Genomic DNA, 12220 nt, shown 5'->3' with positions numbered 1-12220 from the left:
TTAATGGTAATAAATTGAATTATAAGGTTTTAAAAAGTTAAAAGTTGTTTATGAAGCCTTTTTGTTGATTAAAGCATTTTTTATCCAAATGCAGCATCCCGTTGCAACAACTCCAATGCAAGCCATAAAAAGCCAGTTGATTTGGTAGCCAAATCGGGTAATAATCTCAAAGCCAAGTTTAGAACTTACAATATGAGCAAGACTAAAACTCATGGTATAAAGCGCCATATAGCGTCCTTCTTGTCCGCGTGGCGCACGGCTTAATGCGAATGCATTGGAAAACGGAAAAGTAAGGACTTCACCAATAGAAATACAAACCATACTGACAACCAATATTCCTGCCCAGAAATTAATAAGAAGCAAAAAGAAGCTTGAAGCCATTACAAAAGAGCCCACAATTATAATTCTAATTTTAGGAAAAGCTTTTCGTTCTAAAAACCCAACAGTTGGCATTTCGAGAGAGAATATTAAAAGACCGTTTAGAGTCATTAAAAGACCAGTTTGGAATTCGCTTAAGCCAAATTTTTCATTATGATATAAAGGAAGAGTTGTAAAAAGCTGGAAGAAAATCATAGCCGTGATAAAACTTACGAATAAGAAAACCCAGAAAATTTTATCATGAAAAACCGATTTTACATCAGAAGCACTTTCTTCTTTATCATCGTGAGTGGCTTTTTTCTTTTCTTTTACCAATAAAGCAAAAATGGAGATTGAAATGATACATGAAGCTCCGTCAACCCAAAACAAACCTGAATATCCCATTCCCATAATAATTAAACCTCCAAGTGCTGGACCGGCAGCAAAACCTAAATTTACGGCAAGACGAACCAATGTCAATGCACGAGTTCTATTTTCTGGTTTAGCATAAGCTCCAAGAGACACAAACATCGCAGGGCGAAACATATCTGCAATGGTCATAAGAACAAACATCGCAGCGCAAAGTGCCCAGAAAGTAGTAATATATTGTACAAAGAAAAGAGAAACCCCACTGGTAAATAAACTAAAAATCATGATTTTATAGAATCCTATCTTATCTGATAGTTTACCTCCCAACCAAGAGCCGAGCATTGACCCAAAACCAAATGCGACCATAATCCATCCAACTTGATTGTAGGTAAAATGAAGATCTTCTTTTAAATATTTTGATAAAAAAGGAAGAACCATTGTTCCAGCGCGGTTGATAAAAGTGATGATGGCAAGAATCCAAACTTCTCTGGTAAAACCTCGAAAGTTATTGATGTAGTGGGTTAGGGCTGTTTTAAGCATTTTGTGTGATAGATTATCGTCACAAAGTTAGCAAACTTTGTCTCGTTAAGTGGTTGTTGTTTTGTTACTTTTGAACTATTTTTGCAGAAAATTTCTAAGATGAAAACTATAAACGCCCTAGCTTTATTGTTGGTTTTTAATTTTGGCTTTGCACAAAAAAAGTTTAGTAAAACTGATGTTCAGAAGTTTCAAAAGAAAATCAACTCTGAATATGCTGATCCTAAGACAAGTCCATTGATGGCTGAAGATCTAAAAACTTTTAAAAGCTTAGATTTTTTTCCTATTTCTGAAACTTATTTTGTGAACGCAACTTTGGTAAAAGCCAAAGGCGGAAAAGTTTTTGAAATGAAAACTTCTGGAACGCGTACTCCAAAATATACTAAGTACGGAACTTTACATTTTAAAATAAATGGAAAACCTTTTCAGCTTGCGGTTTACCAAAGTTTAGATCTTATTGTACAGGAACAATATAAAAATCACTTGTTCTTGCCTTTTTCAGATTTAACAACGGGCAAAGAAAGTTACATCGGAGGGCGTTATATTGATTTAGAAATTCCGAAAGGAAATACAATAGCAGTCGATTTTAATAAAGCTTATAATCCGTATTGCGCTTATAACTACAAGTATTCTTGTCCGCTTGTGCCACAGGAAAATGATTTAAAAATTGAAATCAAAGCGGGTGTAAAGACTTTTCATTAATGAAATATTTTAATCTTCATACGCATCAATTTACCAATCAATCAGATGTTTTAGAATTGGTTAATCAATATCCAAAAGATTTTGATGCGTCAATTCCATTTTACTCAATAGGAATTCATCCGTGGTATATTGAGGAAACTCGACTTGATGAAGATTTGAAGATTATTGAAGAAAAACTGCAAACTAAAAATTGTCTGGCAATAGGCGAATGCGGTTTGGATAAAAGAATAGAAGTTCCGTTTGATTTACAAGTTTCTGTTTTTGAAAAGCAATTGGAATTAGCTCAAAAATTTAAAAAACCTGTAGTGATTCATTGCGTTGCCGCTTTTCAAGAAGTAATGGCAATCAAGAAAAAAATGAAGATAAGTGTTCCAATGATTATTCATGGTTTTTCAAAAAATAATCAACTCGCAGAACAATTAATCGGTGCTGGATTTTATCTTTCATTTGGAAAATATTTATTGAAAAATCCAGATTTGAAAACTGTTTTTCAAAATGTTCCTAATAATCGTTTTTTCTTAGAAACTGATATTATGGAAGAATCAATTAAGCAAGTTTACGAAATAGCTTGTGAATATAAAGGATTAAAATTAAAAGAATTAGAAGGTATTATTTCAAGTAATTATAGAAATGTATTTGAATAATCAAATGTGAAATGTCAGGCTGAGCGGAGTCGAAGCCTCATTCCAATTGGAACGCCCTTCGACTCCGCTCAGGGTGACAACAGTAAAAAACTTGAAACATTAAACTTGAAACAAAAAGAATAAAAACAACAAAAAAGAATATATGGCAGAATGGACAGAAAGAGCTGAGCTTTTGTTTACTAAAGAAGGATTAGAAAATTTACAAAAATCTAATGTTTTAGTCGTTGGACTAGGAGGAGTTGGATCTTTTGCAGCTGAATTTTTAGCAAGAGCAGGAGTAGGAAACATGACAATTGTGGACGGAGACGTTGTAGATATCACCAATATTAACCGTCAATTGCCAGCTTTACATTCAACAGTTGGTCAGCCAAAAATTAAGATTGTGGGTGATCGTTTGATGGATATTAATCCAGAATTAAATCTAACTCGTGTTCAGGAATTTCTTTCTCCAGAACGTGCTTTTGAAATTGTTTCTCCAGAATTTGATTATGTTTTGGACTGCATCGACAGTATTACTCCAAAATTAAATCTGATAATTGCTGCAAAACGCAAAAGAGTAAAAATTATCAGCAGTATGGGGGCTGGCGGAAAAATGCTGGCTTCAAAAGTAAAAGTGAGTGATATTTCAAAAACAATTAATTGCTACTTTTCAAAAACAATTCGCAAGCGTTTAAAAGAAGCAAAAATCAATAAATTGAAAGTAGTTTTCTCTTCTGAAATTCAAGACGAAAAAAGCTTAAAATTGACAGACGGCAAAAACTTCAAAAAATCATTTTACGGAACAAATAGTTATATGCCAGGATTATTTGGCTTGCACGCTGCAGAAACGGTGATTAGACATTTGTTGAGCAAATAAGATGCTAAGATTCTAAGTTGCTAAGTTTTTTGTAGCTGTGAAAATGAATCTTAATTTTTAGACCTTATAAATAGAACTCAAAGCAAACTTTGTCAAAGTTTAAAACTTTGGCAAAGTTAACACACAAAAGAGAAACCTTAGAATCTTAGCATCTCAGAATCTCAGAATCTCAGAATCTCAGAAACTTAAAAAAAAAATGATTAAAACAGTAATTTTTGATATGGATGGTGTAATTGTTGACACAGAACCCGTTCATCGTTATGCCTATTATTTGCAATTTTCAGAATTGAATATCGAAGTTCCTGAAGAAATGTATACCACATTTACAGGATTTTCTACTAGAAATACATTCCAGACTTTAAAAAGTTATTTTCCAACTGTAGAGCAGGAGGTAGAAGATTTGATTCAAAGAAAAAGAACTATTTTCAATGATGCTTTTGATACTAAGGAAGATTTGCATCTTTTGGATGGTGTCGAAGATTTGATTAAAGATTTGTACCACAACGGAATACAATTGATTTTAGCTTCTTCGGCTTCAAAAGTTACTATCGATCGCGTTTTTACAAGATTTAATCTTCATCAGTATTTTACACATATTGTGAGCGGTGAAGATTTTCCACAATCAAAACCAAATCCAGCGATATTTATTCACGCAGCTTCATTATCGATTGCGCCAAAAGAAGAATGTATTATTATTGAAGATAGTACAAACGGCGTAAAAGCTGCAAAAGGTGCAGGTATTTATTGTGTGGGATATAAAAGCGAACATTCGCATTTGCAGGATTTATCTGAAGCAGACTTGGTTATAGATCATTTTAACGAATTAAATGCTGAAAAAATATCACAGCTTAAAGCTTGAATTATATAAAATTTAACATTTCTTAGCTGATTGAATTTGTAAATTTGAAATAAAATAAAAACTTAAAATAATGAAGAAACTACTTATTGCTTTAGCCCTGATTATCGCTCCATTAGCATCAGAAGCACAAGTAAAAACGCCGCAAGCAAGTCCAAAAGGATATATTAAACAAACTGTTGGTTTAACTGATGTTGAAGTTACGTATTCAAGACCAGGAGCAAGAGGAAGAGCTGTGTTCGGAAATTTAGTTCCGTTTGGGAAACTATGGAGAACAGGAGCAAATGAAAATACAATCATAAACTTTAGCGATGATGTTGTAATTGACGGGAAAACGCTAAAGAAAGGAAAATATGCCATCTATACCATTCCTAGAATTGAAAGCTGGGATATCATTTTTTATCTTTCTACAGACAACTGGGGATTGCCAGAAAATTGGAGCGATGCGTATGTTGCTTTGAAAACTACGGTAAAAGAAGATGCATTGCCAACTCCTGTTGAAACATTTACAATCGGAATTAATGGTTTAGATCCAAATTTTGGATATTTAGATATTTCTTGGGAAAACTCTCATGTAGCTTTAAAATTTGAAGTTCCAACTGCTAAAATTGCTACTGCAAGTATCGATAAGACTTTGTCTGGTCCAACTTGGAACGATTATTTTGCAGCATCTCAATATTTATTCCAATCAAACGGAAATATTGAAACAGCAAGAAATTATGTAGACAAAGCGCTTGATATGAGTTCAGATAAACCTTATTATGTTTCAAGATTAAAATCATTGATCCAAGCAAAACAAGGTGACAAAAAAGGTGCAATCGAAACGGCAAAAGCTTCTTTGGCATCTGCTGAAGCTGCAAACAATGCAGATTACGTTAAATTGAACAAAGATAGTATCGCTGAGTGGAGCAGATAATAATTCTTCCGAATTATTAAATTCCAATTATAAAAATTACAAATTCCAAAGCTTTCGGGTTTTGGAATTTTTTTTGAAATAAATTCAGACAGACTTGTCTGTATATTTAAATTTTTATTACATTTGTAACTGTTTAGCATTAGTCTAGACCGATATATATAGAAATAATACATTTTAAGATGCAGCCTAAAGAACGAATTTTAGAAAAGACTTTTACTTTATTTCATAAGCAAGGTTATAATGCCACAGGGATAAATCAGATTATTGAGGAGGCAAAAGTGGCTAAAGCCAGTTTTTATCAGCACTTTAAATCTAAAGAAGATTTGTGCGTAGCTTTTCTAGAGCAGCGCCATTCTTTTTGGTTTAACGAATTATTGAAATTTACTTCAAATGCTGAAGATTCTAACTTGAAGGTTATGGCATCATTTGATTTTTTGATTTACATGAATAAAAATGAAAATTTTAGAGGATGCAGTTTTCTAAATATACTATCAGAGATTCCGTCTGATAATGTTAAGATACTCAACGTTATTCAAAGTCATAAAAGTGATTTGCGAGTTTATTTTAAAGATTTTTTAAAAGATGATTTGCTGGCGGACCACATCTATTTATTATTTGAAAGCTGTATAATCGAAAGTCAGTTGTTTAAATCAAATCGGTTAATCGAACAATCAAAAAAGATAATTCAAACTTTAATTTTAAAATAATGGAACAGAAATTACCGCTGCCTCCGTTCTCTTTAGAAACGGCATTGGAAAAAATCCAATTGGCAGAAGACGCATGGAACAGCCAAGACCCAGAAAGAGTTTCAAAAGCCTACACGATAGATAGTGAATGGAGAAACAGAGACAAATTTGTAAACGGGCGTGATGAAATCATTCTTTTTTTGACTGAAAAATGGAAAAAAGAAAGAAATTATAAATTGAAAAAGGAATATTGGGCTCATACCGAAAACAGAATTGCAGTACGTTTTGAATATGAATATCAGGATATTGATGGAAATTGGTTTAGAGCTTACGGAAATGAAAACTGGGAGTTTGACGCAAACGGTTTAATGCAGAAAAGATTTGCAAGTATAAACGATCTTCAGATTTCTGAACAAGACAGAAAATTTAAATAAAGCGAAACAAAAACTAATTCATACTAGGTGGTTCAGGAATTTTAATTTTCTGCTTGATTTTCTTCACAATCAAAAGATAAAAAGTAATGCCGCCTAGAATAATCAATAAAGCAATTTGAAGTTGGCCTAAACTATTATTTCTGCTGTACATCGCATTCGCAGCTGCAAGTTTAGCTTTTCCTTCTTCGATCTGAATTTGAGAAAGGGATTCAAGCGTTTTTAGAGCTTCTGCGCTGGAAATGGCAATTTTATCCCAGTTTTTGCTTTCAACTTGCTTATTTATTTCTTTGCAGGAAAGCAAAAAGGCATCAAAATATTGTTTTTCTTTATTTGTTAAAACGGTTTTAGCATACAAATCGTCAATATCATGAATAATATCAAGTGTGTGAATGATTTCATTTTTTTTAATATTGTCGCTTAAATTGAGTTTTTCGGCTTCAGCTTTTATAAAATGAAGTTCTTTTGAATATTGAAAAATATAATGTGCCACAACCAAACGATCTTTGTAAATCGCATTGATATTGTCGTTTACATTTTTGGAGTTTCGCAGCGTATTAAAGTTACCAAGCAGAATGATAAGCATTACGACTAGTAAAATAAAAGCTGCTTTAGTTTTATTGCTGTATCTTCTGTGATCTTTCATAGCTTTTTGGGAAACTAAAATTTTAATCAATCATTTTGTTTTCTACGAGTGCAATGTTTTTTATGGATGACAAAGGAGTAATTTTTATTTTTTTGTCTCCTTTAATGAGATAGAAATAATACAAGCTATTATTTCCGATGATAAAAACATTCTTAGATTCACCTTCATTAAAATCCAACTGATAGCTGTAATCCAATCGATTTTCTTTTAGTTTTTTCGTAGTGAAATAGCCTCCAGCTAATCCATAACCTAAAAAAAAGGACAATAAAAAAATAACAAGCGATTTTATGGCAATACCATTATAGTAGCTTTTAGTTTCTTGTGGTGATAATTCGTCAGTTGATTTCAGTTCAAAAGATTTTTTTACAAACGGCAAATCTTTATTCTTGGCTAAGAAGGAAGGAAGATAAAAATGAAGCAAAAAAAGTAAAATAATTGCTCCTAAAATCACTGGGTTTGAAGTAAATTCAGCAATCGGACTAATTAATATATCCATTATTGTAGAATACCGCAATATGTTAATTCCAAATTGGTAGTAAAATATACTATCCTTTAATATTCCCATTAATATTAGAAATAAATATCCAAAAGGCAATAGCTTTTCTAAATCGTCTGAAATCTTCATTTCTCTAGCTTAAGATTAGTTTGGTCAGTTTTACAACTTACTAAAATAGTCTTTTTTACTTACAATAAATGGAGAAATTATATTCTAATGAAAAAAAATGATATTTATAAAAACAACTTTAGAATCATATTTTATTCAAGAATTAACTCATTATCATCCGTTTTTCCTTTGAAAAACAAAAACTGCAATAAAAGCGCTAATACAATTGTCAAAATTGCTCCAATAAAATTCAGCCATAAATAGCCTAATTTTTCCTGACGGTAAATCATGAAATAATAAATGACAAAAATGGTAAGTTGGCTTATAATAGCACTAATAAACATTGGCTTTGCCTGAACTTTTTTGGTGTAAAAGCCAACAAGAAAAATTCCTAAAACAGTTCCGTAGAAAATTGAACCAATAATATTTACGAGCTGAATTAAATTTTCAAACAAAGTTCCAACGCAGGCAAAAAGTATCGCTACAATTCCCCAGAAAAGAGTAAAAAACTTAGTGACATGCAAATAATGCTTCTCTGATTTTTCTTCTTTCTGATTTCGTTTGTAAATATCAATTGCAGTTGTAGAGGCCAAAGCTGTCAAACCAGAAGCTGTAGAAGACATCGCTGCCGAAAGAATAACGGCCAATAACAATCCGATAAGTCCTTTTGGCAAATAATGTAGAATGAAATGGAAGAATACGTAATCTTTATCATTCGTTTCAGAATTACTATCGGCTCTCGAAATGATTTCTTTGGCTTTATCACGAAGATCTTTCTCTTTGTTTGATAATGCAACCAATTCTTTACGTAAAATTGGATTATCATAATCCTGATTCAGCTGATCGATATACAATAAGTTTATAACCTTTTTGTCTTCTGAAAGTTTTACCAGTTTTTCTTCTAAAACATGATATTCCTGTTTAAAGGCAGATTTTTCAATAGCAATTTTATTATTCGGATTAAAATTTAACGGCACAGGATTGAATTGAAAAAAGACAAAAACCATAACTCCCGTTAAAAGTATAAAGAATTGCATTGGCACTTTCAGCAATCCATTCATGATTAATCCCATCTGACTTTCACGAACTGATTTACCCGATAAATATCGTCCAACCTGCGATTGGTCTGTCCCAAAATAGGCAAGAGCCAGGAAGAAACCTCCTGTAATACCGCTCCAAAAAGTATATTTTTCTTCAGGATCAAAAGAAAAATCAACAATATTCATTTTATCATTTGCGCCTGCGATATGTAGTGCGCTGTTGAAAGTCATATCGTTTGGAAGATAGTGCAGAATTAAGAAAAATGTGATAAACATTCCAGACATTATGACAAACATCTGCTGTTTTTGGGTTACGTTTACTGCTTTTGTACCTCCAGAAAAAGTATAGATTATAACCATAACTCCAATGATAATATTCATTACAGTCAAGTTCCATCCTAAAAGAGCAGATAAAATAATGGCTGGTGCATAAATGGTCAATCCTGTTCCTAAACCTCTTTGAACCAAAAACAAAATAGCAGCAAGCGAACGTGTTTTAACATCAAATCGGCGTTCTAAAAACTCATAAGCTGTAAAAACTTTACTTTTATGATAAAGCGGAATAAAAGTCAAACAAATGACAATCATGGCAATTGGCAGACCAAAATAAAACTGTACAAAACCCATTCCGTCGTGATATGCTTGTCCTGGCGTAGATAAGAAGGTAATTGCGCTGGCTTGTGTGGCCATTACAGAAAGTCCGACAGTATACCAAGGCGTTTCATTGTTTCCTAAAATGAAATCTTCTACGTTTTTACTGCCTCGAGTTTTCCAAGAGCCGTATCCAACAATAAATAATAATGTGACAATAAGTACGATCCAGTCAAATAGCTGCATAGGTTATGAGTATAATTGCATGATTAAAAGAAAAATAGCTATGTAGATCGCATTAACTACCAATACATAAGTGTAGCTTTTTTTCCATTTTTTTGTTTTTTTGGCTTCCATATTTTATTGCTTTAAATCTTGTTTTGGAGCTTCAATGGGCTGTTTTAGAGAAATGATATTCGATAATAATCGATATGCTCCAGAAACACCTTCTGGCAATTCTCTAAAGAAACTCAAACCGGTGTAAATATAGTATCCTTTTCCGTACGGTGCTACAAGTAAAGCTCCATCTTTTGCAGATTCTCCTTTGTCATGCGATGAAATAATAGGAGTGAAGGCAGGATCGTATTCGTTTGGATAATATAAACCTTGCTCTTGTGTCCAGCCTTGAAAATCTTTTTCAGAGATTTTATTTGGAGTATTTAAAACAGGATGATTTGGCGCTAAGAATGTAATTTTAGCATTTTCTTCTGTCACGCGGTCGTTTGACAATTTTAACGGATATGGCGCTATTTTATCAGTAACTAGTTTACCATTTGTATTGTACTGTACAATCATATTTTTACCGCTCTTAACAAAATTGAATAGTATATTTTGTTTGTTTGCCAAAGCATTTACGGTATTGTAGGCACGAACTCCTGTAATTACAGTGTTGAAAGAATCTAGCTTTTGAGGTGTAATTTCTTCTGGTTTTAAGATAGAAACTTTGTATCCCATTTGGGTTAAACTTTCCGGAACTTCGTCACCAGCCCCCATAATATAGGCAATGGCATCTCCAGAAATTTTCAAATCAATTCTGATGCATTTTGATTCTGCTGGTTTCAAAACCATTTGTTTGGTAATATGAGGGAAATCAATGATCGTTTGGTCTTTATCAAAACGTTTATTGTCAACAATAGCAACACTTTTTGCTATAACTTCTTCTGGATTTACTGGAGGGGTTACTTCAAAGTAATAGATTTGTTCTGTGCCTTTTTTGTCTAAAGCAAACGGAATTTCTTTTGGAGAAACATTCCAGCTTTTTGGCAATTCTAATTGCAGATTTCCTTTTACATCGTCTTTTCCAGCACGAACTTTTACTGGAACCATTTTGCTTTTGGTGCTTCCAAAAATCAAAACTCTTTCTAATATCGAAGTAGTAACTTCTGGCACAATATCAAGGAAATTATACATTTCGCCTTTTACGCCATCATTGTATTTGTAAACAACAGTTCGCTCAAAAGGAATTTCAACATCATTGATTTTTACATTAAAAACTACTTTTGTGTCTCGTATAATATCAGGGATACCAATATTTTCTTGATTCGAAACGGTATACATTCCAACTGTAGCTTTTTCTTTTAGCCAATAAGGCTGAGTGTACTCAATATTGTTTGGAAGCTGTAACTGCAAATTGATTTTCTGATCGTTATTGTTTTTTAAAACGATATTTTGGGCTGTTGTCTGATTATCTGGAAGTGTTGTCACGCTAACTAACTGCATTCCAACAGAACATCTGTTTATTGCTTCAAGACTTAGTTTAATAGTGCTTCCTGGAGTTGCTTCTTGCTCATTGGCAACAGCTTCAAGATATAAACCAGAACAAGATGCAATAATGTTTTTTATCGCTGTCGATTTAATTTCTTTCCAATGTGTATCGTCTAAAGCTTGAATCATACTATAAGCTTTAACTAAATCAGGAATACTTGCAGAAGGATGGCTGAAATCGTATTTTGAAATGATTGAAGAAATTAAGTCGCCAACTGGTTTTCCGTTTTTAACGCGGTTCCAGCTTGTATCAATTCCGTCAAATAAATTATCGCGCTCTTTTGGAGTTTCACCATTAATTAGTTCTAAATATTCGGTTTCTTCACCACGAACTCCCGTGCTACCAAAACCTTGCGATTGATGGCAGCTTCGGCTTAAAGCAGCAATTTCTTGATTTGATTTTCCGATTCCTGTGTAGTAAACACCAGTTTCTAGCTTTGTAAATTTAGATTTATTAGCGGCATCAAATTTTTCTTGGCTTCCGTAAAACCACCAAGACGGATTGAAGAATTGGCGTTTTACCTGCCAAGGCGAAACGTATTTTAATTGTTCAGGATAAATTTTAGGATCGTTTGTCAATTTGAAACTTTCAACGCTCAACATTGCTGAAGATGTATGATGCCCGTGTGTTGTGCCTGGCGAACGATGATCAAAACGATTGATGATAATATCTGGTTGGAATTTTCTGATTGTCCAAACTACATCGGCAAGGACTTTATTTTTGTCCCAAATATCTAAAGTTTCGTCAGGATTTTTAGAAAAACCAAAATCATTTGCTCTTGAGAAAAACTGTTCTCCTCCGTCAATTTTTCTAGCTTCAATTAATTCTTGAGTTCTAATAACACCTAGAAGTTCACGCAATTGAGGCCCAATTAAATTTTGACCTCCGTCACCTCGAGTCAATGACAAATATCCTGTTCTGGCATTCATTTCATTGGCCAAAAACGAAATCATTCTGGTATTTTCATCGTCAGGATGTGCGGCAACATACAATACAGAACCTAAAAAGTTTAGCTTTTTGATTTGATTGTAAATTTCAACTGAATTTGGTTTTTGTGGCTGCTGTGCAAATGAAACCTGAAAACCGATAAAAAATAAAAGAAAGATCTGAACCTGTATTTTTCGCATGGTGAGTGTTAGATGTTTTTTTGAAATTATTTCAAAAATAGTAATTATTTTATGTAAGATTATTTAAATGAATTGTTAACGCTCAATAATTAT

At 32.9% G+C, this 12220-nt stretch carries 12 protein-coding genes; 7 read left to right on the top strand and 5 right to left on the bottom strand.

Features of this window, described 5'->3' with window-relative positions; genetic code table 11:
- Positions 1 to 48: 48 nt before the first annotated feature.
- Positions 49 to 1266 carry an MDR family MFS transporter gene (locus NU08_RS11280; RefSeq protein ID WP_129747205.1) on the bottom strand — a complete coding sequence of 406 codons (1218 nt, stop codon included), beginning with the start codon at positions 1264 to 1266 and terminating at the stop codon, positions 49 to 51.
- Positions 1267 to 1365: 99 nt separating this feature from the next.
- On the opposite strand from NU08_RS11280, the gene NU08_RS11275 reads away from it, so the two are divergent.
- The 7 genes from NU08_RS11275 (at position 1366) to NU08_RS11245 (ending at position 6357) form a co-directional block, all read left to right on the top strand.
- The gene (locus NU08_RS11275; RefSeq protein WP_129747204.1) at positions 1366 to 1965 is read left to right on the top strand and encodes a DUF1684 domain-containing protein; all 600 of its coding nucleotides are present in this window, start codon (positions 1366 to 1368) and stop codon (positions 1963 to 1965) included.
- Positions 1965 to 2609 (top strand): TatD family hydrolase, encoded by a 645-nt coding sequence (locus NU08_RS11270; RefSeq protein WP_129747203.1) that lies wholly within the window; start codon positions 1965 to 1967, stop codon positions 2607 to 2609. Before NU08_RS11275 ends, NU08_RS11270 begins: the two co-directional genes overlap by 1 nt.
- A 142-nt stretch (positions 2610 to 2751) precedes the next feature.
- On the top strand, positions 2752 to 3465 hold the full coding sequence (locus NU08_RS11265) for a ThiF family adenylyltransferase (RefSeq protein WP_129747202.1): 714 nt from the start codon (positions 2752 to 2754) through the stop codon (positions 3463 to 3465).
- Positions 3466 to 3661: 196 nt separating this feature from the next.
- Entirely contained in the window at positions 3662 to 4324 is a 663-nt protein-coding gene (locus NU08_RS11260; RefSeq protein ID WP_129747201.1) for an HAD family hydrolase, read from the top strand.
- A gap of 70 nt (positions 4325 to 4394) precedes the next feature.
- Positions 4395 to 5237 (top strand): DUF2911 domain-containing protein, encoded by an 843-nt coding sequence (locus NU08_RS11255; RefSeq protein ID WP_129747200.1) that lies wholly within the window; start codon positions 4395 to 4397, stop codon positions 5235 to 5237.
- A 179-nt stretch (positions 5238 to 5416) separates the two neighbouring features.
- On the top strand, positions 5417 to 5944 hold the full coding sequence (locus NU08_RS11250; RefSeq protein ID WP_129747199.1) for a TetR/AcrR family transcriptional regulator: 528 nt from the start codon (positions 5417 to 5419) through the stop codon (positions 5942 to 5944).
- The gene (locus NU08_RS11245) at positions 5944 to 6357 is read left to right on the top strand and encodes a nuclear transport factor 2 family protein (RefSeq protein ID WP_129747198.1); all 414 of its coding nucleotides are present in this window, start codon (positions 5944 to 5946) and stop codon (positions 6355 to 6357) included. Before NU08_RS11250 ends, NU08_RS11245 begins: the two co-directional genes overlap by 1 nt.
- A gap of 13 nt (positions 6358 to 6370) precedes the next feature.
- Here the strand turns inward: NU08_RS11245 and NU08_RS11240 are convergent, their stop codons facing one another.
- The 4 genes from NU08_RS11240 to NU08_RS11225 all read right to left on the bottom strand — a co-directional run bounded on the left by NU08_RS11240 (position 6371) and on the right by NU08_RS11225 (position 12127).
- On the bottom strand, positions 6371 to 7000 hold the full coding sequence (locus NU08_RS11240; RefSeq protein WP_129747197.1) for an MCP four helix bundle domain-containing protein: 630 nt from the start codon (positions 6998 to 7000) through the stop codon (positions 6371 to 6373).
- A 22-nt stretch (positions 7001 to 7022) separates the two neighbouring features.
- Positions 7023 to 7496, bottom strand: a complete 474-nt coding sequence (locus NU08_RS11235) for a hypothetical protein (RefSeq protein ID WP_207214068.1) — start codon at positions 7494 to 7496, stop codon at positions 7023 to 7025.
- A gap of 260 nt (positions 7497 to 7756) precedes the next feature.
- Positions 7757 to 9481: a sodium:solute symporter gene (locus tag NU08_RS11230; protein ID WP_129747195.1), complete on the bottom strand. Its 1725-nt coding sequence runs from the start codon at positions 9479 to 9481 to the stop codon at positions 7757 to 7759.
- Positions 9482 to 9595: 114 nt separating this feature from the next.
- Positions 9596 to 12127: a PIG-L family deacetylase gene (locus NU08_RS11225; RefSeq protein ID WP_129747194.1), complete on the bottom strand. Its 2532-nt coding sequence runs from the start codon at positions 12125 to 12127 to the stop codon at positions 9596 to 9598.
- Between the last annotated feature and the right edge of the window lie 93 nt (positions 12128 to 12220).

It is taken from the genome of Flavobacterium anhuiense (genome assembly GCF_004151235.1).
In the GTDB taxonomy this organism is placed as follows: domain Bacteria; phylum Bacteroidota; class Bacteroidia; order Flavobacteriales; family Flavobacteriaceae; genus Flavobacterium; species Flavobacterium anhuiense_A.
This window is presented reverse-complemented; position numbering and strand designations above follow the sequence as displayed.

Excerpts from the sequence above, each read along its gene's own strand:
- NU08_RS11280 (WP_129747205.1), bottom strand. The coding sequence starts at position 1,266 with ATGCTTAAAACAGCCCTAACCCACTACATCAATAACTTTCGAGGTTTT.
- NU08_RS11275 (WP_129747204.1), top strand. The coding sequence starts at position 1,366 with ATGAAAACTATAAACGCCCTAGCTTTATTGTTGGTTTTTAATTTTGGC.
- NU08_RS11270 (WP_129747203.1), top strand. The coding sequence starts at position 1,965 with ATGAAATATTTTAATCTTCATACGCATCAATTTACCAATCAATCAGAT.
- NU08_RS11265 (WP_129747202.1), top strand. The coding sequence starts at position 2,752 with ATGGCAGAATGGACAGAAAGAGCTGAGCTTTTGTTTACTAAAGAAGGA.
- NU08_RS11260 (WP_129747201.1), top strand. The coding sequence starts at position 3,662 with ATGATTAAAACAGTAATTTTTGATATGGATGGTGTAATTGTTGACACA.
- NU08_RS11255 (WP_129747200.1), top strand. The coding sequence starts at position 4,395 with ATGAAGAAACTACTTATTGCTTTAGCCCTGATTATCGCTCCATTAGCA.
- NU08_RS11250 (WP_129747199.1), top strand. The coding sequence starts at position 5,417 with ATGCAGCCTAAAGAACGAATTTTAGAAAAGACTTTTACTTTATTTCAT.
- NU08_RS11245 (WP_129747198.1), top strand. The coding sequence starts at position 5,944 with ATGGAACAGAAATTACCGCTGCCTCCGTTCTCTTTAGAAACGGCATTG.
- NU08_RS11240 (WP_129747197.1), bottom strand. The coding sequence starts at position 7,000 with ATGAAAGATCACAGAAGATACAGCAATAAAACTAAAGCAGCTTTTATT.
- NU08_RS11235 (WP_207214068.1), bottom strand. The coding sequence starts at position 7,496 with ATGGATATATTAATTAGTCCGATTGCTGAATTTACTTCAAACCCAGTG.
- NU08_RS11230 (WP_129747195.1), bottom strand. The coding sequence starts at position 9,481 with ATGCAGCTATTTGACTGGATCGTACTTATTGTCACATTATTATTTATT.
- NU08_RS11225 (WP_129747194.1), bottom strand. The coding sequence starts at position 12,127 with ATGCGAAAAATACAGGTTCAGATCTTTCTTTTATTTTTTATCGGTTTT.